This window comes from Pseudomonas sp. SMN11 (assembly GCF_052041945.1).
Classification (GTDB): Bacteria; Pseudomonadota; Gammaproteobacteria; order Pseudomonadales; family Pseudomonadaceae; genus Aquipseudomonas.
The window spans coordinates 1-22,434 of record NZ_JBKGGW010000039.1; the positions used below are offsets into that span (position 1 = coordinate 1).

At 63.8% G+C, this 22,434-nt stretch carries 23 protein-coding genes and 1 riboswitch; of the genes, 7 read left to right on the forward strand and 16 right to left on the reverse strand.

The window, feature by feature from the left end:
* The coding region (locus ACLEJU_RS24190) for an electron transfer flavoprotein subunit beta/FixA family protein (RefSeq protein ID WP_440776755.1) at window positions 1-222 on the reverse strand (222 nt) is incomplete at its 3' end.
* A gap of 147 nt (window positions 223-369) precedes the next feature.
* A riboswitch (cobalamin riboswitch) is annotated at window positions 370-567 on the forward strand.
* Window positions 568-799: 232 nt separating this feature from the next.
* Here ACLEJU_RS24190 and ACLEJU_RS24195 point away from each other — a divergent pair.
* Entirely contained in the window at window positions 800-1,729 is a 930-nt protein-coding gene (locus tag ACLEJU_RS24195; RefSeq protein WP_435421363.1) for a LysR substrate-binding domain-containing protein, read from the forward strand.
* Between the two features lie 119 nt (window positions 1,730-1,848).
* Here the strand turns inward: ACLEJU_RS24195 and ACLEJU_RS24200 are convergent, their stop codons facing one another.
* Window positions 1,849-2,982 (reverse strand): aminotransferase class V-fold PLP-dependent enzyme, encoded by a 1,134-nt coding sequence (locus ACLEJU_RS24200; protein WP_435421364.1) that lies wholly within the window; start codon window positions 2,980-2,982, stop codon window positions 1,849-1,851.
* Between the two features lie 668 nt (window positions 2,983-3,650).
* Here ACLEJU_RS24200 and ACLEJU_RS24205 point away from each other — a divergent pair.
* Complete coding sequence (locus tag ACLEJU_RS24205; protein WP_435421365.1) at window positions 3,651-4,100, forward strand: GNAT family N-acetyltransferase; 450 nt, start codon at window positions 3,651-3,653, stop codon at window positions 4,098-4,100.
* A gap of 318 nt (window positions 4,101-4,418) precedes the next feature.
* Here the strand turns inward: ACLEJU_RS24205 and ACLEJU_RS24210 are convergent, their stop codons facing one another.
* The gene (locus tag ACLEJU_RS24210) at window positions 4,419-5,255 is read right to left on the reverse strand and encodes an outer membrane protein OmpK (RefSeq protein WP_435421366.1); all 837 of its coding nucleotides are present in this window, start codon (window positions 5,253-5,255) and stop codon (window positions 4,419-4,421) included.
* 214 nt (window positions 5,256-5,469) lie between these two features.
* Here ACLEJU_RS24210 and ACLEJU_RS24215 point away from each other — a divergent pair, with 214 nt between their 5' ends.
* Window positions 5,470-5,766, forward strand: coding sequence for a hypothetical protein (locus ACLEJU_RS24215; RefSeq protein ID WP_435421367.1), 297 nt, complete (start codon window positions 5,470-5,472; stop codon window positions 5,764-5,766).
* A gap of 25 nt (window positions 5,767-5,791) precedes the next feature.
* Here the strand turns inward: ACLEJU_RS24215 and ACLEJU_RS24220 are convergent, their stop codons facing one another.
* Together ACLEJU_RS24220 and ACLEJU_RS24225 are read right to left on the reverse strand one after the other, a co-directional pair.
* Entirely contained in the window at window positions 5,792-7,285 is a 1,494-nt protein-coding gene (locus ACLEJU_RS24220; RefSeq protein ID WP_435421368.1) for a peptide MFS transporter, read from the reverse strand.
* Between the two features lie 158 nt (window positions 7,286-7,443).
* Window positions 7,444-8,343 (reverse strand): LysR substrate-binding domain-containing protein, encoded by a 900-nt coding sequence (locus ACLEJU_RS24225; protein ID WP_435421369.1) that lies wholly within the window; start codon window positions 8,341-8,343, stop codon window positions 7,444-7,446.
* Window positions 8,344-8,505: 162 nt separating this feature from the next.
* On the opposite strand from ACLEJU_RS24225, the gene ACLEJU_RS24230 reads away from it, so the two are divergent.
* Window positions 8,506-9,675, forward strand: a complete 1,170-nt coding sequence (locus ACLEJU_RS24230; RefSeq protein WP_435421370.1) for a M20 aminoacylase family protein — start codon at window positions 8,506-8,508, stop codon at window positions 9,673-9,675.
* Between the two features lie 5 nt (window positions 9,676-9,680).
* Here the strand turns inward: ACLEJU_RS24230 and ACLEJU_RS24235 are convergent, their stop codons facing one another.
* The 3 genes from ACLEJU_RS24235 to ACLEJU_RS24245 are packed head-to-tail and all read right to left on the reverse strand — an operon-like array spanning window position 9,681 to window position 12,025.
* Window positions 9,681-10,448: a hypothetical protein gene (locus ACLEJU_RS24235; RefSeq protein WP_435421371.1), complete on the reverse strand. Its 768-nt coding sequence runs from the start codon at window positions 10,446-10,448 to the stop codon at window positions 9,681-9,683.
* A gap of 32 nt (window positions 10,449-10,480) precedes the next feature.
* Window positions 10,481-10,792 (reverse strand): non-heme iron oxygenase ferredoxin subunit, encoded by a 312-nt coding sequence (locus ACLEJU_RS24240; protein ID WP_435421372.1) that lies wholly within the window; start codon window positions 10,790-10,792, stop codon window positions 10,481-10,483.
* Between the two features lie 21 nt (window positions 10,793-10,813).
* Complete coding sequence (locus tag ACLEJU_RS24245; protein ID WP_435421373.1) at window positions 10,814-12,025, reverse strand: NAD(P)/FAD-dependent oxidoreductase; 1,212 nt, start codon at window positions 12,023-12,025, stop codon at window positions 10,814-10,816.
* Window positions 12,026-12,129: 104 nt separating this feature from the next.
* Between ACLEJU_RS24245 and ACLEJU_RS24250 the strand changes: the two genes are divergently transcribed.
* Window positions 12,130-13,539, forward strand: a complete 1,410-nt coding sequence (locus ACLEJU_RS24250; RefSeq protein ID WP_435421374.1) for a PLP-dependent aminotransferase family protein — start codon at window positions 12,130-12,132, stop codon at window positions 13,537-13,539.
* Here ACLEJU_RS24250 and ACLEJU_RS24255 read toward each other — a convergent pair.
* Entirely contained in the window at window positions 13,536-14,327 is a 792-nt protein-coding gene (locus tag ACLEJU_RS24255) for a LysR family transcriptional regulator (RefSeq protein ID WP_435421375.1), read from the reverse strand. The genes ACLEJU_RS24250 and ACLEJU_RS24255 overlap by 4 nt on opposite strands.
* A gap of 122 nt (window positions 14,328-14,449) precedes the next feature.
* On the opposite strand from ACLEJU_RS24255, the gene ACLEJU_RS24260 reads away from it, so the two are divergent.
* The gene (locus tag ACLEJU_RS24260) at window positions 14,450-15,178 is read left to right on the forward strand and encodes an SDR family oxidoreductase (protein ID WP_435421376.1); all 729 of its coding nucleotides are present in this window, start codon (window positions 14,450-14,452) and stop codon (window positions 15,176-15,178) included.
* Window positions 15,179-15,189: 11 nt separating this feature from the next.
* On the opposite strand, the gene ACLEJU_RS24265 is transcribed toward ACLEJU_RS24260, so the two are convergent.
* From ACLEJU_RS24265 to ACLEJU_RS24275, 3 genes are all read right to left on the reverse strand, one after another.
* A complete protein-coding gene (locus tag ACLEJU_RS24265; RefSeq protein WP_435421377.1) occupies window positions 15,190-16,413 on the reverse strand; it encodes an amidohydrolase family protein in 1,224 nt (407 codons plus the stop codon).
* A 64-nt stretch (window positions 16,414-16,477) separates the two neighbouring features.
* Window positions 16,478-16,948 (reverse strand): cyanase, encoded by a 471-nt coding sequence (gene cynS, locus ACLEJU_RS24270; protein ID WP_159410864.1) that lies wholly within the window; start codon window positions 16,946-16,948, stop codon window positions 16,478-16,480.
* Between the two features lie 28 nt (window positions 16,949-16,976).
* A complete protein-coding gene (locus tag ACLEJU_RS24275; protein ID WP_435421378.1) occupies window positions 16,977-17,636 on the reverse strand; it encodes a carbonic anhydrase in 660 nt (219 codons plus the stop codon).
* Between the two features lie 111 nt (window positions 17,637-17,747).
* Between ACLEJU_RS24275 and cynR the strand changes: the two genes are divergently transcribed.
* Window positions 17,748-18,635, forward strand: a complete 888-nt coding sequence (gene cynR / locus ACLEJU_RS24280; RefSeq protein ID WP_435421379.1) for a transcriptional regulator CynR — start codon at window positions 17,748-17,750, stop codon at window positions 18,633-18,635.
* A gap of 17 nt (window positions 18,636-18,652) precedes the next feature.
* On the opposite strand, the gene ACLEJU_RS24285 is transcribed toward cynR, so the two are convergent.
* Genes ACLEJU_RS24285 through ACLEJU_RS24300 form a run of 4 tightly spaced genes read right to left on the reverse strand, consistent with a single transcriptional unit; the run spans window position 18,653 to window position 22,431 of the window.
* On the reverse strand, window positions 18,653-19,138 hold the full coding sequence (locus ACLEJU_RS24285; RefSeq protein WP_435421380.1) for a DUF2878 domain-containing protein: 486 nt from the start codon (window positions 19,136-19,138) through the stop codon (window positions 18,653-18,655).
* A gap of 2 nt (window positions 19,139-19,140) precedes the next feature.
* Complete coding sequence (locus tag ACLEJU_RS24290) at window positions 19,141-20,400, reverse strand: class I SAM-dependent methyltransferase (RefSeq protein WP_435421381.1); 1,260 nt, start codon at window positions 20,398-20,400, stop codon at window positions 19,141-19,143.
* Window positions 20,375-21,187 (reverse strand): DUF1365 domain-containing protein, encoded by an 813-nt coding sequence (locus tag ACLEJU_RS24295; protein WP_435421382.1) that lies wholly within the window; start codon window positions 21,185-21,187, stop codon window positions 20,375-20,377. The genes ACLEJU_RS24290 and ACLEJU_RS24295 overlap by 26 nt, the downstream gene beginning before the upstream one ends.
* On the reverse strand, window positions 21,184-22,431 hold the full coding sequence (locus ACLEJU_RS24300; RefSeq protein WP_435421383.1) for an NAD(P)/FAD-dependent oxidoreductase: 1,248 nt from the start codon (window positions 22,429-22,431) through the stop codon (window positions 21,184-21,186). The genes ACLEJU_RS24295 and ACLEJU_RS24300 overlap by 4 nt, the downstream gene beginning before the upstream one ends.
* Between the last annotated feature and the right edge of the window lie 3 nt (window positions 22,432-22,434).

Genomic DNA, 22,434 nt, shown 5'->3' on the forward strand with positions numbered 1-22,434 from the left:
GGTACGCAGCTGCTCCTGGACGGCGCCCAGGCCGACCGAAACCACCACGACCTCGCTGGCGATACCCTGTTCCTTGAGGCGCACGGCTTGTTCCACGGCGATTTCGCAGAAGGGGTTCATGGCCATCTTGGCATTTGCCAGGTCGATACCGCTGTTGTCCGCCTTGACGCGAACCTTGACGTTGTAATCGACCACTCGCTTGACGCTTACCAATACCCTCATAGGTTCTCCAGTCATTGATGGTGGGGCGGCGGGGAGGGGGTTGGCATCGACGGTAGCGCAGCGCGTGAAGGCGGGGATCGTCCGTTTCAACTAGCAGGGGCTGGCGGCCAGTCATCCATTGCAGCCTTTCCATCGCTAGCCTGATGGTCTAGGATGCCGCTCGCCGGTTTCCATCACGGAATTAATAGGGAATCCGTCGCTCGCCTGCGCGCGAGCCAAACGGAACTGCCCCCGCAACTGTAGGTGCCGAGCCTGCTCCTGAAACGCCACTGGACAAGATCCGGGAAGGTTGGAGCCAGGCCATGACGCATCAGTCAGGAGACCTGCCGGCAAACATTCACCAACCGGCGGGGTGTCCGGGATGGCCATCCTTTGCCCTGTCCAGGGGCCTGTCCCGTGCCTGCGCGGGGCACGGCGATGCCTGTCCGTGCGTCTCTCGCGCAACGTTTGACAGGAGATCGCCCCATGCAGGCTCACCACAACGGCCGGGAAAAGCCGGCCTGGGCATATGCCAGGGTCCTCACCCCCAGCGAGCACCTGATCGTGATCGGTGAGGTGAGGGGGCGGGCGGCTTCCCATGATTGATCTGAGACACCTGCGCACCCTGCAGGCCCTGCGCGAAACCGACAGCATGCCCGAAGCCGCCGAGCGCCTGCACCTGACCCAGTCGGCGCTGTCGCACCAGTTCCGCGAGCTAGAAAACCGCGTCGGCTTGCCGGTGTTCGTGCGCAAGTCCAAACCGGTGCGCTTCACCACCGCAGGCCTGAAGCTGCTGCAACTGGCCGACCAGGTGCTGCCGCTGATCCGCACCACCGAGCGCAACCTGAGCAAGCTGGCCAACGGATCGGCCGATCGGCTGTACATCGCCATCGAGTGCCACAGCTGCTACCACTGGTTGATGCCTTCGCTGGACGAGTTTCGCAGCGCCTGGCCGGAGGTCGAGCTGGACCTGGCATCAGGCCTGTCGTTCGCGCCGCTACCGGCACTAGAACGCGGCGACCTCGACCTGGTGGTGACCTCCGATCCGCTGCCCCTGCCCGGGATCACCTACGTGCCGCTGTTCGGCTATGAGGCGATGCTGGCCATCGACAAACATCATGCCCTGCGCGACAAGCCGTATGTGGAACCCGCCGACATCGCCGGCCAGACCCTGATCACCTACCCGATCGAGCGCAACCGCCTGGACATCTTCACCGGCTTCCTTGACCCCGCCGGCACCGAGCCAGCCCAGGTTCGCACCGCAGAGATGACCGTCATGATGATGCAGCTGGTGGCCAGCGGCCGTGGCGTGTGCTGCCTGCCTAACTGGGCGGTGCATGAATACACCTCGCGTGGCTATGTGATTGCCAGACGCCTGGGCGAACATGGCCTGCAGGCGACGCTGTACGCAGCAGTGCGCAGCGACATGCTCGAAGTGCCTTACATGAGCGATTTCCTGCTCACGGCAAAAGACATTTCCTTTGCCACGCTGGAGGGCGTGAACGCGGTTACAGGGCGCTCTGCCTGACAACCCCGCCTCGCCGCCCAGCACTTTGGCGAGGCGCTACGGCGTTCATGGTACTTGTCCCTCCTGGCGCTGGTGTGAGGTCAGTCTGCAGCGTAGGCGAAATGCAGCCAGGATGAGGCTCAGTTCACCAGCACTTCGTCCAGTGCCTGTTCAAGGGTGCTGACCGTGCGCTCGATGTTGTGCAGCTTTTCCAGCCCGAACAGGCCGATGCGGAAGGTCTGGAAGTCGGCTGGCTCGTCACATTGCAACGGCACCCCGGCGGCGATCTGCAGGCCGTGCTCGGCAAATTTGCTGCCGTTCTTGATGTCGGCATCATCGGTGTAGCTCACCACCACGCCCGGGGCCTGGAAGCCGGCTGCGGCCACGCTCCTGATGCCTTTGCCGGCCAGCATGGCGCGCACCCGATCGCCCAGCGCCTGTTGTTCGCCGCGCAGCTTGTCGAAGCCATAGGCTTGCATCTCGTTCATCACGTCGTTGAACCGCGCCAGTGAATCGCTGGGCATGGTCGCATGGTAGGCATGCCCGCCCTGTTCGTAGGCCTGCATGATCTGCAGCCACTTTTTCAGGTCACAGGCAAAGCTGCTGCTCTGCGTCTGCCCGATGCGCTCCAGGGCCAAGGCACTGAACATCACCAGGGCGCAGCAAGGGGAGGCGCTCCAGCCTTTCTGTGGCGCGCTGATCAACAGGTCGACGGCGCACTTTTGCATATCGACCCAAAGGGTGCCCGAGGCGATGCAGTCCAGTACGAACAAGCCACCCACCGCATGCACGGCGTTGCCGACGGCCCGCAGGTAATCGTCGGGCAGGATCATCCCTGATGAGGTTTCGACATGGGGGGCGAAGACCACCTGCGGCTTGTGCGTCTTGATCGCCGCCAGCACTTCGTCCAGCGGAGGAGGGGCGTAGGCCGCCTGGCGACCGGTTTCGACCGGCCGGGCTTTCAGCACCGTGGTGGCCGCCGGGATGTTGCCCATCTCAAGGATCTGGCTCCAGCGGTAACTGAACCAGCCGTTGCGGATCACCAGGCATTGCTGGCCGGTGGCGAACTGCCGCGCTACCGCTTCCATGCCGAAGGTACCGCTGCCTGGGACTACTGCAACGGCCTGGGCGTTGTAGACCTGTTTCAGGGTGCTGGAAATGTTCCTCATCACGCCCTGGAAGGCCTGCGACATGTGATTGAGCGAGCGGTCGGTGTAGACCACCGAGTACTCTACCAGCCCTTCGGGATCAATGGCGGGATAGATCTTGGACATGGGGTGACTCCTTTCGGCAGAGAGGTTTCGGCAGAGATGTCAGTGGTATCGACCTTGGCCCAGGATTTGGCAAATGACAAGATTGGGCGGAGGTGATTGCAGGTATTGCACAGTTTCTGCTACTGGCATCGTTTGAACGCAGCCGTTCGCGAGTGAGTGCTGACGACCCTTTGCGGACGTTCACCATGACACCGTTTGCGGCTGTCAGATCGAGCGCCGCCCGCGCGGCGCATCGCGAGCTGCGCTCGCTCCTACGTCTGTTTCGGGCCAGTAAAGCCTGTGCCAGCCGCACGCGACCGCCTTGTGGGCACCACGCACTACCGCGCTGTGCACCAAGGCGTTCGCGCGCAAATCCCCAGGAGTAATTGGCCCGAAACAAACGTAGGAGCGAGCGCAGCTCGCGATGCGCCGCGCGGGCGGCGCTCGATGTCATAGGCGCTAAAAATTCCACGGCGAACACACTGGAACACTGCACTGCCCCCAAGGCATGGAATGTCCGCCACGGGTCGAAAGCGGTCGTGTGCCAATAGTGACAACCAACCCGAAGCTGCCTGTCACTAACCCTACCCGTCGCGCACAGGAGGGTCTGTTAGCAGAAACATGGGTGCGTATCTCAAAGCCGGATGCTCTGGTATAAAATACCCCTTCTCAAGTCACGGATGACAACCATGCATGTACGCAAGATGACTCAGGAGGACCTGCCAAGTGCTAACGCCCTGTGCCTGGAGGCGTTCATGCTTGCGGTTGCGCCATCTCTGTCGGCGCAGGGCGTGGAAACCTTCGCAAAGGTGGCTGCGCAGAAGGCGTTTGCCGAGCGAATGGCAAGTGACAACCTCATGCTGGTCTGTGTCGCAGAGGAAACTCTGGTCGGGCTGATCGAGCTTAAGGAAGGGCGTCATGTGGCGATGCTGTTCGTTGCGCCGGTCTGGCAGCGCCATGGCATTGGCAGGCGTTTGGTCAATGCGGCTCTGGATCAGGCCAGGGCCAATGTAGTAACAGTCAAAGCGTCGCTATCTTCAGTTGCCGCTTATGAACGTTACGGTTTTGCGTTGGCAGGGGAAGTTGGCGAGTTTGCCGGGCTGATCTACCAACCGATGGAGAAGCGGTTGACCACTTGAAGGGCCGCCTTTGATCCAGGCTACCGTTTACTAAAGACTTCAGATGGCCGTTAGGGGGCCTTGCGCCAAAGGCCGCAATGGGTCGTTTGCAGCCATCAACGACCGGTTGCAGCGATAGCTCGCTAGCTGCCGGCAAGGCCAACAGTGACCATCGTGGGAGCGGGTTTACCCGCGAAGCAGGCACTGCGGTGGATGGCACGGGGTTCGCCCGTGTTCGCGGGGCAAGCCCGCTCCCACAGGGATCGCGTCAGCTTTTAGAAATTGAGCCAGACAGTTGTTCCCTCATGTGTAGCATTTCGCTACAGGACAAAGGCAACGTCAGAAGTGGTACTTGACCAGGGCACTCGCGGTGTTCTGGTCGGTAGTAAAGCCTTTCGAGTCCCTGATGCCGTATTTGTCCGACCAGTAGTCATACTCCAGCCCCACATACAGGTGCTTGGCCTCGTACCCCATAGCCTTGCCGAGGTCGTACTTGAGCTGTGGGTTGAAGTGCAGGTTGGCGTGGTAGTCCGACTGGTTGCGGTGGCTGGAACTGGCGTCCTTGTTGTTGACCACCCAATCCATGAAGCCGTCGAACAGGATGTCCGAGTTGCCGACGGGAATCGTGATGGCCCAGGCCGGCGTTACCTGCCACGCGCCGGAGGGCACGCGATTGCCGTCGGGTTTGCGGTAGTAGACGTTGAGCTGAAAGTAGTCGAAACCGGGTATGGCCAGGTCCACGGCAGGGCCGAGCAGGTAGGTCTCGACATCCCCCTCGCCGAATTCGTAGGTGCTGGCGATCAGCACATCCTTGATCGGTCCGAATGACAGGTCGGTGCCGCTGATCTTGCCCAGCGACAGGCGCGGGCTGAACTCGCCGTAGTAGCTGCTGTTGCCGTTGTTGGCGCTTTCCTTGCCGTTGTAGTTGATCTGGTCGACGAAGAACCAGATGTCGCCCCAGGTCCAGTTGCTGGCACTTTCAAAGGTGAAGGTCTGCTGGATTGGCGGGTCGACCTTGTAGTTCTTGCCCCAGAGATAGGTCAGGCTTTCGTTGTGCCAGAGCAGTGGCCCGTCGTTGACGGTCGGCCCTGGCGCCAGGTCCTTTCCGCCGGCAAGGGACTGCCCGGTTACCAGCAGGCCACTCGCGATCAGCAGCGAAGCCAGGGTACGTTCCATGTTCATGCGCCTCACATCGCGATTTGACAAACCTATTCACTAGTTTGCCTGGAGGGGGCTGTCAAATGCTGCGGGCCTTCAGAGCCAGCACGGCAGCTCTTCCACCGGTAGTCGGAACCCGTTGGCATTCTGCGTCGGTCGCGTTGCGCTATCGGCCTTCTCCGCTATGGTGTGGTGAGCCATACACATAAGACTAAAGTCGTAGGAGGGCGGCATGCGGATTCGCGGGGATGTGTTCTGGAACTGGGCTGATCCGATACTTCACCATCGGGCTCACGAAGAAACCCTGGACGATGGCACGACCATCGATGTCCAGGTACGACTGTCGCGAACAGGCAACACGCAAATGTTCATCGGCGTGTACGCCGGATGCGGGATGGCGCTGCATGAAGAAGCCTTTGCTTCAAGGCCTGGCGAGTCGATGACCCGGGCGCTGGCCTGGGGCGTGGGGCAGGCGAGGCGTGTCGCCGTCGAAGCGCCGCCTCGGTTCAGGCAAGCGGCTTACGCATGAGCCGAGGCTGGCGGCGAATCGCGGGTCACACCGCAGCGAGCGCCTTGCCCCGCGCCGTCGCGCCGTTTTGATGGGTGAGGGACAAGCGTTTTAACAAGGGCAGTAGCACCAGCGCCAGGGTCATGCCCGCGATCGCTGCCCAGCCAAGCCCGCTGAACAAGCGCATGTAGAGCGGCAGCGACAGGGCCGCCTGCATGCCTGCCGGCGGCAATTGCGCAAGGTTCGCCACCGCACTGCCCGCGTACTGGGCCACGCCAGCGGCAACCAGGTAGGCGCCCATCATGAAGCCACTCATTCTTATCGGCACATAGCGTGAAATCATCGCCAGGCCCAGGCCACTGATGAGCAAGTCGCCGAGTGCGTACAGCGCATAGCTCCAGACCACGAACCAGGACGACACTCTGCCATCTACCCCGAACTGGCCACTGATCGCGAGCAGGAAGAAGCTGGCCGCTACCGCAGCGAAGCCGAGGGTGAACTTCACCGCGACTGGGGTATCGTGACCACGGCTGGCCTGCCGGTTGTAGAGCAAGACCAGGAACGGCCCCAGCACGATGATCCAGATCGCGCTGAGCGCCTGGAGCTGGGCTGCACTCCAGGTAAACAGCGTGTGCCCGAAGAAGGTGAAGCGGGGGTCGACATTGCGCAGTGCGAACAGCGTGATGGAGGTGTATTGCTGTTGGTAGAAGATGAAGAACAGGAACACCTGCAGGGTCAGTATGAGCGCTGCCAGCAGGCCGGCGCGTTCAGCTGGCGCCGCTCTGACCGTCATGTAAACAAAGATCGCCAGAATGCTGAGCCCGGCGGCCCAGATGGTGAAGGTGGCCAGCAAGGTGTGTTCGAGGACCAGGGCGGTGAACAAGCACAGTGCCACAGCGCCGGCCACGATGCCGGCGACGCGCTTCCAGCACACCGGTTGGCTATCGGCGGGCGAGCCAATGTGCGCCAGCGTGCGGTACATCAGCAGGAAGTTGAGGATGCCGATGGCCATCCCTGCGCAACATACCGCGAAGGCTGCGCTCCAGCCCCAGTGGTCCTTGATCCAGGGCGTCGCCAGCATCGAGGCCGCGGCCCCGAGGTTGATCGCCAGGTAGTAGGTGGTGAAGGCGCTGTCGATGCGCGCCTCATCGCCTTCGTAGATGCGCCGCACCAGGCTGGCGGCATTGGCCTTGAACAGGCCGTTGCCGACCACGATCACGCTCAGGGCGGCAAACAGGTAGGGCAGTTCCTGGCGGGCCAGGGCCAGCATCAGGTAGCCGCTGCACAGCACCACGGCGCCAGCGATCATGGTGCGGCGCGCGCCAAGTACCCGGTCGCCGATCCAGCCGCCGATGGCGGGGGCGGCAAACGCCAGGGCACTGAAGGCGCCCCAGGTCAGGTTGGCGCGGCTGTCCTCGAAGCCGAGTTTGTCGATCATGAACAGCACCAGCAGCGCGGCCATGCCGTAGAAGCCGAAGCGTTCCCACAGTTCGACCAGGAAGACGGTAGTGAAGGAGCGATGTGTGGATGTCGGGCGCATGAAGGGCGGCTCTCCGATTATTGTTTTTCGAGTGATCGAGCACAGGCGCCGCACCCGTTTGGCCTTGGGCGGCGCAGGGGCAAGGCTACGATCTCCACGGCGGGTTAACGAGCCAACAAAAAGCCACGGTGTTCACCGTGGTTTGCCACCTTCGACGCTCAGGCCAGCCCGCGTCTTCTGGCAGCGTCCCGCAGGCAGTCGATCAACAGGCTGGCCGCCGGGGTGGGCGGGCTGTTGCGCCGGGTGACGATCTGCATCGATATCGGCGGGATGTTGTCTTCAAGGGGCAGCACCGACACCGAGCGTTGCCACTTGAAATCCAGCAACTGGCGGGGCATGGCCGTGATCAGGTCGGAGCCCTGGACCAGGCCATGGGAAACACCGTAGCTCAGGCATTCGACGATACGCGACGGTGTCGGCAGGCCCTGCCGGTGGAAGGCATCGAACAGCACCTGGGACGAGCTGTCCGGCGCCAGGTTGAGCAGCCAGTCGGCATCGACCAGTTCTGCCAGGCTGGTGGCGTGCGACAGGGGATGCCCGAGCCTTGCGACCACCACCAGTTCGCTGCGGTACAGCGGCGCGTGCTCGAATTCGTCGGCGATCGTCTCGGCGCCCATCGCCAGTACAGCGAAATCGAGCGTACCGTCGTGCAGTTGCCGTAGCGCGGTACCCGGGAACCCCTCGCTGATGTTGACCCGCGCGCCCGGAAAGCGCCGGCGGAAGGCGGCAAAGGCCTCGGGCAGGATGGTCAGGGCCGTGGCCGGGGTGATGGCGGCAGCCAGCGAGCCGACGGCGCCGTCGCGTGCTTGCTCGACATCCTCGCGGGCGCGCTGCATCTCGGCCACGATAAGCCGGGCGCGGACGTTGAGTTGTTGCCCGATGGCAGTCAGTTGCACGCCCCGGGTGGTGCGCACGATCAACGACACCCCGAGGACGTGCTCGAGTTCCTTGATGGCTTTGGTCAGCGCGGCAGGCGACAGGTGCAGATGCCGTGCTGCCGCACGAATGCTGCCTTCCTCGACGATGGTGACGAAGGCTTTGAGCTGGTGGTATTTCATGGGCGATCCGTGGCCTGGACGGGGGAGCGGATTATCTGTGCTGCGCAGGTGACTGCCCAGCGGCAATCGTCGGTGAACACCAACACCATTCATTGGCTTATGAGCTGCCGCCTGGGGGGATAGGCTCCTGTCACACAAGAACCACCCCAAGAGGAAAACCCCATGCACCCCGTCTTGCCCGACATCGCTGCCATCGCGCCAGAGTCGATCGCGCTGCGCAGGCGTATTCATGCGCACCCTGAGCTTGCCTTTGAAGAGACCGTGACCAGTGACCTGGTCGCCGAGTGCCTGACGGCATGGGGCTACGAGGTCCATCGAGGCCTCGGCGGCACTGGCGTGGTTGGCGTGCTGCGATCCGGCAGCGGCACCCGCAGCGTCGGCCTGCGTGCGGACATGGACGCCTTGCCGCTCACCGAGCACACCGGCTTGCCTTATGCGAGCGTGAATGCGGGGAAGATGCATGCCTGCGGGCATGATGGTCATACCGCCATGCTGCTGTGTGCAGCCCGCCACCTGGCGCAGTCCCGTGCGTTCAGTGGCACCTTGAACCTGATTTTTCAGCCGGCCGAGGAGGGCTTCGGTGGCGCCAAGGCGATGATGGATGACGGCCTGCTCGACAGATTCCCCTGCGACGCCGTGTTCGCCCTGCACAACATGCCCGGCATTGCCGCCGGTGACATGGCCTTCTGCGTGGGGCCGATGGCGGCATCTTCCGACAACGTGACCATCACCTTGCGCGGCGTAGGCGGGCATGGCGCATTTCCCCACCGGGCCTGCGACCCGATGCCAGCGGCTGGCGCCATCATGGTTGCGCTGCAGACCATTGTCGGGCGTGACGTCGATCCGCTGGATGCCGGGGTGATCTCGGTCGGCAGCGTGCATGGGGGCGAGGCCTTCAACATCATTCCAGAGACTGTCGAGATGAGGCTGTCGGTGCGCACGCTGGATGCCACGGTGCGGCAGCGGGTCGAGCAACGCATCCGGGCACTGGTGATCGGCCAGGCGGAAAGCTTCGGGCTGCATGCCGAGATCCACTATGAGCGTGGTTACCCGGTATTGGTCAACGATCGACGCATGACCGAATTCGCCACGGCTGTTGCAGTCGATCTGCTGGGCCAGGCACATGTGCAAGCGCAATCCCGGCCCGTGATGGGCAGCGAGGACTTTGCCTACATGCTCGAACAGGTGCCCGGCTGCTATGCCTATATCGGCAATGGCATCGGCAGCCGGGGCGGGTGCATGGTGCATAACCCGGAATACGACTTCAACGACGACATCCTGGCGGTCGGCGCCAGCTTCTGGGTGCGGCTGGTGCAAGCCTGGCTGGCCTGATCACCTCACAGGCACTTCAGCGATTGCGCCGGGTCGACAAACCGATACCCCTCGGTGATCAGCCCATCAACTTTCAGCCCCGTGCGGTTACGCTCCGCCTGCTCACGCATGGCCGCAGTGACATTGACGTTCAGCTCGATCTGCCGGGGCGTGAAGTCGGCATCCGTCTCTTTGACCGGGACTGCGGTTTTCTGTAGCTGCGCAAGGCTCTGCTCGGAGAGCTGCACCGGGTTGATGTTGCGTTGCACGTCCCGCTCGCTACGGCGGTTGTTGCTGCGGATGGTGAAATCCGGCTGGGTAACGCGGCCCGTGGGGCTGTAGAAGATCGAGGTGGCGAGCCGGTCCAGGGCGCAGTCTTCTTCCTTGCGCCGATGCACCAGATCACGCACCGGGCGCTCGGGTAGCGCCAGGCGGGTGATGCCGAAATCGTTGATCGCACCCAGAATCTCGCGGTGGTCGTCCGACACCTGGATCTCACGACGCGGCGGCCAGAAATCGAAGTTGCCATGGCCGCCCCACCAGCCGCCAACATGGATCGCGAACATCTCGGGGTAGACCTTGCGCTCGGTGCGGCGCATCGGCTTGATGTCGTAGAAACACATGCATGCCAGCTGGATGAGGTGGGTCGCCCCCAGCGCGGCCAGTGGTTCGTAGATGACGATGCCGAAGCGATCATGGGCGTTCCAGCCCGGGAACACGTCCCACATGCTGGCCGGTTTGTCTGCGCACTCGACTTCGTAGAAGTCCGAGCTCAAAGCGTCGATCACGTGCATATCAGTCCCTTATCGTTGAATGGGGTGCTCGGTCACACCAGGCATTGCACTTCATTGCCTTCGATGCGCACGGGGTAGGTTTTCAGGGCGCATTCGGCCGGCCCTTCGAGCACTGCGCCGGTGGTGATGTCGAAACGGGCGCCGTGCAGCGGGCATTCGATCTCGCTGCCTTCCAGCCAGCCGTCCGACAGCAGCGCATAGGCGTGGGGGCAGACGTTGTCAGTGGCGAAGTAGCGTTCATCGATCTGATACACCGCAATCATGCGGCCTTCCACCTCGCAGGCGAATGCCGCGTCCGGTTGCACTTCGGCGGCATCGCAGACTTTGATCCAGGCTTGTTCCATGGGGCGGTTCTCCGACCGGTTTCAAAAGGGATTGGCAACCGCTGTGGCGATGGTCGACAAGTAGACGTCCGGCAGCGCCTCGTTGCGTTTCAGCGCGCGCCTGATTGCCGACAGATCGCGCCCCCGGTTCGCGGCGATGGCACAGACCAGCTGGCTCTGCTCGTTCCAGCCCAGTGCCAGCCATTGCTCTGTGCCGGGTTCGCCGATGAACGAGTAGGTGCAGGCGAGGTGGGTGAGGCCGATGCACTGCACGTTGCTGCGGTATTGATCGGACCACAGCCAGGGCATCTCGCTGTAGGTGGCGCACGTCTCTCCGGCTGCCGCCCGACCTGCCACGCTGCCTTGGTCGCTGGCGGCGCTCCATGACTCGGAGCGGGTGCTGACGCCCAGGTGGGCCACCGGGTAGCGGGTCACTTCGCCGGCAGCGAAAATGCCTGGGTCGGACGTCGCGCAGGTCGCATCGACCACGATGCCATCGTCTACCGAGAGCCCGCAGGCCGCAGCCAGTTCAACGTTCGGCTGCACGCCAATACCGACGATGACGATATCGGCCAGGATAGCCCCGGCGCTGGTCTCGACCCGTGCTTTGTCGCCGTCGGCCTGGCCGATGTCCAAGACCTGTGTGCCGAGCTGAATGTCCACGCCATGGGCGCGGTGCAAGGCCTCGATCCACTGGCTCAGGGCCGCTGACCCGGTGCGGGCGAGCAGGTGCTGGCGAGGTTCGATGACAGTGATCCGACAGCCCCGCTGGCGGGCCGCCGCCCCTACTTCCAGGCCAATGAAGCCGCCGCCGACGATCACCACTGCGGCGCCATCGACCAGCTTGGCGCGTATGGCCTGTGCTTCATCGAGGGTGCGTAGATAGTGCACGGGGGTGCGCACCTGGTCTGCCGGCAGCTGCCTGACCCGTGAGCCGGTGGCGAGGATCAGGCGGTCATAGGCAAGGCCTTCGCCGTTGTCGAGGCGGATACGCGCCGCCGTTCTGTCAATCGCCTCCACACGCCTGCCGTGCATCAGCTTCAGCCGGGCTTGCGCATAGATATCCGCGCCGGCCAGTAGTTGGGGTTCAACACCTTCACCGGCGAGAAACCCTTTCGACAGGTGAGGGCGGTCATAGGGCCGGTGATGTTCGGCGCTAACCATCGAGACGCGAGCGTCGGGCCGCGCCTGCAAGAGGCTTCTGGCCGACTGGTGCGCTGCCAGGCCGCCGCCGACGATGACGAAATGCTCCATGTTTCCCTCACTCGGTCAGGTAGTAAACCGACTCTAGTGCGCGTAGCCTCTGTACTACAATGCACACATTTCTGTGATTTCATGTAGTACAGATGGGAGGGCGGATGCAGCGCTTCAGACAAGTTGCCGAGTTGCTGCAAAAGCGCATCGACTCAGGTGTCATCGCGCCGGGTGACAAGCTCCCTTCGCTGCGTCGCCTGGCCAGTGAGACAGGCTTCAGCGTGGTAACCGTATACCGGGCCTATGAACTGCTGGAGGCGCAGGGCGTTTGCCATTCCAGGGATCGCTCGGGGTTCTACGTCGCCAGCCCGGCCAAGACGGCGCAACATCGAATGTCTCCCAGGATGCCGGTCATGCCGCCGGATGACGTCCGTTCGCTCGACGATGGGCTGGCCCGGCTGCCGTTCCATGCCAAGGCCGCGGCCGCGATGCTGCCGGCTTCCGGGCTGATGCCCGAGGCAGGGCTGATCAAGGGCTTTCGCCGCGCACTCCTGCAAAAGCCTGTCGATACAGGCCATGGGATCGTGGAGTTGGCAGCGTTGAAAACCGCCATTGCGCAGCGCGCAGGGCAGCGGCAGGCGTTCACCGGTCAGGACGGGGTGCTGCTCACGCGTTCGGCGATGGAGGCTTTCAATCTGGGCCTGGACAGTCTGTCCCAGGGCGGGGCGCCGGTGCTGGTCGAGAGCCCGTCGTTCTATCCGGTACTGGAAAGCCTGCGTCACCGGCGCATCAAGACTGTGGAGATCTACTCCCACCCCACGTACGGCGTAGACCCCGAGCAGTTCGAGCACATTCTCAAAAGTACGGGGGTGAAGCTTTGTGTGCTGATGGGCGTCAATCGTTTCCCCACGGGCGTCACTTACAGCGGTGAAAGCCTGGCAAGGCTGGTACGTGCAGCACGGCAGAACAAGGCGTTGGTCATCGAAAACGACATGGCCGGGGAGCTGGGCCATGGCGAGCTCAACACCCTCTCGCTCAAGGCGTTCGACGACGATGACACGGTGGTGCAGTTCGGCGGCACGGCCTCATACCTGTCCTCGGCCTATGAAATCGGCTGGGTTCTGGCCGGACGGCACGCTGCCAGGCTGGTTGCCAACCGGCACCTTGCGGGCACGCACCTGCCCCATGTGGCGCTGCAGGCCGCATTGGCCGATTACTTGAAAGGCCGACAGATCGAGCGGGACCTGCGTCACGCAGGCCACGCATTGACCGAACGCATGAACCACGGCATTGAGCTGATCACCGCCGCGTCATCCGGCAGGGTCGCCGTGTCGGCCCCAACCGGCGGTTACCTGTGCTGGGTGCGAGGCCCCCGGAATTTCGACTCGATGAAGCTGGCGATGACGGCCGGGCATGACACGTTCGACTTCATTCCCGGGCCGTTTTTTTCGCCGGCCGGGGCGTTTTCGAACTTCATGGCGCTGAATTTCTCTGCGCCATGGTCCGGTAGCCGGCGGGAGCGTCTGCATCGACTGGTTGCCCAGATGCTCGGCAATGCCAGCATGGCAGGCTAGGCCGGTTGGCCAATCGAAAGTTGCAAGGCATCGCGCAACTGAATGACCCCTTCGAGTGCCAACGCCTGAGCCGAATAGCACAGGCCGATGCGCCGACGCATGTCCAGTTGCGGCAGCGGTTCGGTGCGCACATCACGCTGTTCGGCGGCCAGCGACTGCGGCACGATCGCCGACCCCAGCCCGACGGCTACCAGTTCCAGGGCCAGTGCAAAGGTTTCGGCTTCGGCCACCGGGACGCCATCGTAGAACGGCTGAAGCCGTTGATGGCTTGGCTGTGCAGGGCAGATGATCCAGCGTTCATGCCCGTCGCTGGCCAATGGCAGGGCCCGCACGAACGGGTCACTGTGCAAGGGTAGAAACAGCTCATCCTCACAGCGCAGCTCTTCGCTGGCCAGCCGCGCAGCGCCCATGCAACCGGTCACCAGCTGCAGGCGCACGGCAGGTGTGATGGCTGCCGCAGCCAGCGCAAGCTGTTTCACCGTCGCCGAGCTGACATCGTGCTCCACGCCGATCTGCAAGGCTGCACAATTACGGTCGCTGCGAAACCGGGTCAGCAGCCTGCTTGCCTCGGCGACCATGCGCTGAGCTTCGGGGTAGAGCGCACGCGCATTGTCGGTGACCTCCACGCCCCTGGGCCGACGCACGAACAGTGTGGTGCCCAGTGCATCTTCCAGTGCCTTGATGCTGCCCGACAACGCTGGCTGGCTGAGGTGTATGGCGCGTGCGGCGGCGGTGATATTGCGTTCTTCAAACACGGCGATGAACGCACGAAGCTGACGATAATCCACAGGTTACCCATAAGTTCTGCCGATGGCAGGCACAAGAATATCCCATTTTTCGTGCTTTTAACGCTTACCTATACTTGCACTGCGTTTTATCAATAGGCACTTCGAATATCAGGAGTTTCACCATGATTACCCATAAACCCCTGGTCGTTATCACCGGTGCCAGCTCCGGCATTGGCCTGGCCACCGCCAGGCTGTTATCTGGCCGCGGCCACGCGTTGCTGCTGCTGGCTCGCCGTCTGGAGCCGATGCTGCAGCTGCAACTGCCCAATACCCTGGCGCTGTCGGTCGACGTGACTGACCGGGCGGCGGTGCTGGCGGCGGTCGACCAGGCCGAGCAGCGTTTCGGCCCGGTGGATGCGATCATCAACAACGCTGGCGTGATGCTGCTGGGCAACATCGCGACCCAGGACCCTGGCGAATGGGACCGCATGCTCGACATCAATGTGCGTGGGCTGCTCAACGGCATCCATGCCGTGGCTGCCGGCATGGTCGCGCGCAAGCACGGCACCATCATCAATGTCAGCTCCGTCGCCGGGCGCAAGACGTTCCCCAACCACGTCGCCTATGTCGGTACCAAGTTCGCGGTCAGCGGCCTCTCCGAGAACCTGCGCGAAGAACTGTCGCCGAGCAATGTGCGGGTGATCACCATCGAGCCGGGCGCCGTGGATACCGAACTGCTGAGCCATACCAGCGATGAGGGCATCAAGGCAGGCTACGACGAGTGGAAGAAAGACATGGGCGGGGTACTGAGTGCCGAGCACATCGCTGAAGTGATCGACTTCGCCTATGGCCAGCCGCAATCGGTCTGCGTACGCGAGATCGTGGTCTGCGCCACGCGTCAGCAGCAATAACGGCAGGCGGCTCAGAAGATCACCGAGCGCCGATGTTCTGCGGTCGCCACCACCTTGCCACGCTTGAGCACCATCAACCGCGCTGGCAGGTCGAGAATCACATCTCTGACCGCCTGCGTGTCCATCAGCACCAGGTCGGCGTCGTTGCCCACCGCCAGGCCATAGTTGCGCAAACCGAGGGCCCTGGCCGGGCGGGTAGTGAGCATCGACAACACCGTGGCCTGGTCATCGGCGCCGCCCAGGTGGCAGGCCGGGAGGGCGAGTTGGGCGATGTTCAGCAAGTCGCCGGTACCATACGGGGTGAATGCATTGCGAATGTTGTTGGTTGCCAGGCACACGTTCACGCCGCCATCGCGCAGTGCCCGCACCGGGGTCAGGGTGCGCCGTACATTGTGGCTGTCGCCGCGGGCACCCAGGTGCAGGTCGGTGGCCGGCAGGCACATCACGCTGATGTCGGCCTCGCGCAGCACTTCGATGATGCGCGCTTGCCGCTCGGGTTCGACTGCGGCCAGGCTGGTCAGGTGGCCGACGCAGACGCGGCCTTGGTAGCCCTCGGCGAGGGTGCGGCGGGCTACGTACTCGATGGTCATCTGCTCGGCGTCATCGGCGAAGTCCTGGTGGAAGTCGATGTCCTTGCCGTAGCGCTTGGCCAGGTCGAAGACGAAGTCGATGTGATCGAAGGGGGATACGTCGTTGTAGGGAATGCCGCCGACGACATCGGCGCCTTTTTCCATGGCCTCGACCATCATCGCCTTCATGCCCGGCAGTTTCAGGATGCCTTCCTGGGGGAACGCGACCACCTGGATGTCGATGATCTCGCGAAACTTTTCGCGCAGCTCCAGCACCACGTCGAGGCCGGTGAAGCCTTGTACCGGGTCGAACTCGGCATGGGCGCGGACATGGGTGCTACCTGCCTGCACGAGGGCGCGCAGCACCTGGGTCGAGCGTTCGAGGATGTCCTCGCGGGTCAGCGTCGGCTTGAGCGCGGCGGTGACCGCGATCGCTTCCTTCAGGGTGCCGGAGCGATTGGCCTTGCGCTGCATGACGTTGGCTTTTTCCAGGTGCAGGTGGCCTTCGACGAAGCCCGGAATCAGCACATTGCCGTTGCCTTCGATTTCCTGCGCCGCCTGCGCGGCAATCGCCGGCGCGATCTGGGCGATCTTGCCGTCGTGCACGGCCACGTCCAGCAACGGTTGCGCGTCGTCGATGCGCACGTTTCGAAAGATGAGATCCATGGGCATTGCTCCTCGCATCGGGTCGGGCCCGCCGCCCTCTGGCGGCGAGCCGGTTACAGCAGGATCAGAACGGTTTGGTCGGCAGGTACTTGCCATCCAGGGTGATCACGGCGCGGGAGCCGCCTTCCGGGTCGTCGACCTTCTTCACGTCCAGCTTGAAGTTGATGGCGCTGATGATGCCGTCGCCGAACTTTTCGTGGACCAGTGCTTTCAATGTGGTGCCGTAGACCTGCAGCATCTCGTAGAAGCGGTAGATGGTCGGGTCGGTCGGGATGCCGTTCTGCATGCAGCCGCGAATCGGGATGGTCTGCAGCAGGGCGATGCCGTCAAGGTCGAGGCCGAGCTTGTCGCCCACCACCTTGGCTGCGTCGGCGGGCAGCGGGTGCTGGCCAAGCAGGGCGGCGGTGACGAAGGCTTCGGACAGGCCGGTGCCCTCGGTGATCTGGGCGTAGGACAGGTCCTTGCGGGCTTTGGCCATGAGGATGACTTCGGTCAGGGCCTGGCGAACACTTTGGGTAGCTTGCGACTGGATCATGGGTTATCTCCGTGGGTGGAAAGCAGGGTCAGGCAACGTGCCTGGCTTGATGGGAAACGGCGTGTACCTCGGGGTTGTCGGCGAGGGACACGAAGCTGTTGGTGCGGCCATCGAAGGCGTCGATGCGACCGCTCTCGATGTCGTAGATCCAGCCGTGCAGGGTCACCCGGCCTTCTTCGAGGGCCAGGCGCACCGATGGATGGGTCTGGATATTGGCCAGTTGGGCGATGACGTTCTCACGCACCATGGCCGCGACCTTGGTCGGCTGGTCCGGGTGCTGACGGGCTTCGTTGACCACCCGGGCGGAGTCGGCGTAGCGCAGCCAACCGGCAACGGCGGGCATGTGCTCCAGGCACTTGCAGGTGGCGATGGCGGTCATGGCGCCGCAGTCCGAGTGGCCGCAGATGACGATGTCGGCCACCTGCAGCGCTGCGACGGCGTATTCGACCGAGGCGGAAACACCACCTGGCTCAGGGCCGTAGGAGGGCACGATATTGCCGGCGTTGCGGATGACGAAAAGGTCGCCGGGCTCGCGTTGGGTGACCAGCTCCGGCACCAGGCGGCTGTCGGAGCAGGAGATGAACAGCGCCCGTGGGCTTTGCTGGGTGGCCAGGTCCTTGAACAGCTTGACCCGCTCCGGGAAGGCGTCGCGCTGGAATTTCAGGAAACCGTCGATGATGTCTTTCATGGCTGCTGCCTCAGTGTCGCGGTGTGTTGAAGCAGAGATTACTGAGCATGTGGCATAAGATAAAAGTCTCATTTATGATCGCTGCTATCAGATTATCTTATGTGAATGACCATGCTAGCTCGACACATCCAGTACTTCCTCGCCGTGGCGGCGCACCACAGCTTCACCAAGGCCGCAACGGCCCTGCATGTGTCGCAGCCTGCGCTGTCGCAACAGGTCCGCCAGCTGGAGGAGAGCCTGGGTGCCCAGCTGTTCGATCGCTCGGGGCGTACCACGCGGCTGACCGATGCCGGGGAGGTCTACCTGGCCTATGCGCGCCGGGCCGCGCAGGAACTGGAGGAAGCCAGGCGCGCCATTCATGACGTGAGCGACCTCAGCCGCGGTTCGCTGCGGGTAGCGGTGACGCCGACGTTCACCACATACCTGGTCGGCCCCTTGGTCGAGGCGTTCCACAATCGCTATGGGAACATCACCCTGAACGTGCGTGAAATGTCCCAGGAGCGCATGGAAACGCTGCTGCTCGCGGATGAGCTGGACGTGGGGATCGCCTTCGAGGGCGCCCAAGCCCAGGACATCGAGGCCAGCCCGCTGCTGGTCGAGACATTGGCGTTGGTGGTCAACCGCCGCCACCCCTTGGCCCAGGCAGCGTCCATCGGGCTGGAGGCCCTGAGCGCAGAATCGTTGGTACTGCTCAGCGGCGAGTTTGCTACGCGAGAACAGATCGACCGCTTCTGCCAGCAACATGGCATTCACCCGCAGGTGCGGATGGAAGCCAACACCATCAGTGCGGTGACCGAGATCGTCCGTCGCACGACCCTGTCGACCCTGTTGCCTGCGACCATCGCGCTGGCCCATGGCGACCTGGCCGCCATCGCGCTCGACCCGGTCCGCCTACAGCGCACGGCCGTGCTGATGCAGCGCAAAGGCGCCTATCAGAGCGCTGCGGCACGGGTGTTCGTCGAGATGGCTACCCAGGTGGCTGCGCAACTGGGCAATTGAACCTGGCGTCGCTTGGGTCAGCCTCGTGCGGCGAAGCGCAAGGCCAGCGGCAGTGCCAGTGCCCACACAGGTGCCAGGATGAACGCCGTTTCCAGCCGCCCCATTGGCAATTCGACGTCGGCCAGCCGGGCACCTGCCAGGTAAGCCAACGGGCCACCGAACAGGCCCAGCAGCACCGCGAGCCACGCGGGGTGGCCGAGCCCTGCCAGGCTATGACGCATGCCGCTGGCCAACACCAGCCACAGCAGTGCCAGCCAAAGCGGCAACGGCCACGTATTGAAACTGAACACACCGAGCATGCCTAAGGTGCTGTCCAGCAGGCAGCCAGCCGCCGCTACCCATAGCAGCACGCGCAGCTCACCGCCTGGGCTCAAGCAGAGATGCAGCAGCAGGCCGACCAGCACGATCAGCAACAGCCAGGGCCTGTGCGCCCCCAGTACGCAAAGCCACCAGCCAGCCTGCAGCCACAATGCATTGCCCAGCAGCCAGGCACGGCGCCCCACGTTCAAGCGCCTGGTAGCGGCGCCCGCCGCGCGTTGGGCCCGGCCCAGAGCATTTGTGCCACGCCGATGGTCCGTTCCTCGAAGCCGCCCTGGCAATAGCACAGGTAGAACTCCCACAGGCGCTGGAAGGTGTCGTCGTAACCTAGCCTGGCCAGCTCCGCGCGCGAATGGCGCAGGTTGTCCCGCCAATGGCGCAGGGTGCGCGCATAGTCCTGGCCGAAATCTTCGAGGTGCACCAGGTTCAGCGCGGTCTGGCGGCTGGCGGTGTCGAGCAGGACGCTCAGCGAGGGCAGGGCGCCGCCGGGGAAGATGTAGCGCTGGATGAAGTCCACCGAGCGCCGGGCCTGGGCGTAGCGCTGGTCGCGGATGGTGATGGCTTGCAGCAGCATCAGGCCGTCGTCCTTGAGCAGCGCGGCGCACTGGCGGAAGTAGGTGGGCAGGTAGCGGTGGCCGACGGCCTCGATCATCTCGATGGACACCAGCTTGTCGAAGCGCCCGCGCAGGTCGCGGTAGTCCTCGTGCAGCACGGTGACCAACCGCTCCAGGCCCAGCGCCTTGACCCGCTGCAAGGTGTGGGCGTGCTGCGCGGCAGAGAGTGTAGTGGTGGTGACCCGGCAGCCATGCTGCAGGGCCGCGTGGATGGCCAGGCTGCCCCAGCCGCTGCCGATTTCCAGCAGATGTTCGTCGGCCTTGAGCTCGAGCTTCTGGCAGATCTGCCGGAGTTTGTTCGACTGGGCTTGTTCCAGGCTTTGTTCGGCACTGTCGAACTGAGCGGCGGAATACATCATGGTCGGATCGAGCAACCGCTCGAACAGCGCATTGCCCAGGTCGTAGTGGGCCAGGATGTTGCGCCGCGCACCGCGCCGGCTGTTGCGGTTGAAGCGGTGCAGCAGGCGCAGGGCCGGGCGCGCCAGGCGGGCCAGGCCGCCTTCCATGGCGTCCAGCACGTCGAGGTTGGCGACGAACAGCCGGGTCACCGCGGCCAGGTCGGGGCTGCGCCAGTAGCCGTGAATGTAGCCTTCGCCGGCACCGATCGAGCCATTGCCGGCCACCAGGCCCCAAGCGGCCTCATCAACAATTTCCACTTCCGCATACAGCGGGCTGGCGACGTCGCCGAAAGTCCATTGCCGGCCCTGGCTGATCAGCCGCAGATGGCCACGGCTCAGCTGGCGCAGCTGCGCCAGCACCGCACGCCGGGCCAGGCCGCCGAGCAGCGGCGCAATGCCGGCCGATTTGCTAACGCTCAAGGTCGGTTCGGACATGGTCGGGTTCCTCGCGGATGGCTTGGCCAAGCGCCAGGTCGTGCTGGCTGGCGGTGTGGTTGTGCACGGGGGTGCGTTTGAGCAGCAGGCGCAAGGCTTGCCAGTAGATGCCGCTGACGGTGCGCAGGCTCATCCAGGGAAAGGCCAGCAGGTGCCGATGCAGGCTGGCGCGGTCGAGCGGCCGGCGTTGCACGGCGAGGTCTGCTGTGAACACCGGGCGCCCGGCGCGCCAGTTTTCCATGTGCACGCGCACCTGCAGTGCATCGACGGCGAAGCGCAGCCGGTAGTCCATGTCCATTGGCATGAACGGCGAGACATGGAAGGCCTTGGCTGCGGCAAATAGCTGGGTCAGGTCGCCCTGTACCGGCAACACGTAGTGAAAGCGTTCGCGCCAGGGGGTGTTGCGCACCTCCAGCAGTACGGCCGTGACTTGCCCTTGGCGGTCGTGGCAGAAGTAGACGCTCACCGGGTTGAACGACAGCCCCCAGCAGCGCGGTTGCGTCAGCAGGTGCACGGGGCCTTCGGGCACCTGCCCGGTGGCCTGGCCAACCAGCAGGCGCACGGCCTCGATCAGGGGCATGCCTTGGCGGGTCAGCGCGGGCAGGTAGTCGGTTTCGCGCCAACACAACGGCGCCAGGCGCGATCGGCAGAGCCAGCGGGAGAGGCTGAGCAGGCGCGGCAGTTCGTCGAGGTCCAGGTAGAACAGCCCGATACGGTAGCGGAACGCATGGGGCCTGGGCGTCAGGCGCCGGTGGCTGAGCCAGCCGTGGCACAGGCTGCTGTTCACAGCGTTTCTCCAAAGCGCCTGGCGACCGTCAGCGCACTGAGCACGCCGTCCTCGTGAAAGCCATTGGCCCAGTAGGCACCACAGTAGTAGCTGTGCAGCGGGCCTTGCAGTTCACCCTGACGGGCCTGGGCCGCCAGCGCGGCAAGGCTGTACTGCGGATGCGCGTACTCGAAGCGGGCAATGATTTGCGCCGGGTCGACCATCGCGGTCTGATTGAGGCTGACGCAAAAGGTGACCGGCGCTTCGATGCCCTGCAGGATGTTCATGGCGTAGGTGAGCGCGGCGGGGGCCTGCTCACTGCCACCGAGGCGGTAGTTCCAGCTGGCCCAGGCCCTGCGCCGACGCGGCAGCAGGCGGGTGTCGGTGTGCAGCACCACGTCGTTGCTGGCATAGCGAATGGCGCCGAGGATCTCCCGTTCCTGCTCGCTGGGGCTGCCCAGCAGCGCCAGGGCCTGGTCGCTGTGGCAGGCGAAGACCACCTTGTCGAAGCGTTCGCTGCCGCCTGCCCAGGTCACCGTCACGCCTTCATCGTCGCGGTTCACCTGTTGCACTGGGCAGTTCAGGCGGATGCGCTCGGCAAAGGGCCGGCACAGCGGAGCCAGATAGCTGCGTGAACCGCCCTCGATCACCCGCCATTGCGGGCGCTGGTTGACCGACAGCAGGCCGTGGTTGCGGCAAAAGCGCACGAAGAACTGCAACGGAAAATGCAGCATGTCGGCCCGTGACATTGACCAGATCGCCGAGCCCATGGGCACGATGTAATGTTCGATGAAGCGCTGGCCGTAACGATTGTCGTGCAAATACTCGCCCAGGGTGGTCGCGGCATCGATACGTTGCTGGTCGAGGTCGGCCAGTGACTGGCGGTTGAAGCGCAACACATCACGCAGCATGCCCCAGAAGCCTGGCGACAACAGGTTGCGGCGCTGGGCAAACAGGCTGCGCAGGTCGTGCCCGTTGTATTCGAAGCCGGTTCGCGGGTCGTGCACCGAAAAGCTCATCTCGGTGATCCGCGAGGCCACGCCCAGGTGTTCCAGCAGGCGGATGAAATGCGGATAGGTCCAGTCGTTGAAGACAATGAAACCGGTGTCCACGGCAAAGTGCTGGCCGCGCCAGTGCACATCGACGGTATGGGTGTGCCCGCCGACCCGGTCTGCCGCTTCGAATACCGTGACATCATGTCGGCGTGACAGCAGGTGGGCGCAGGTGAGGCCGGCAATGCCACTGCCGATGATGGCGATTCGCATGGT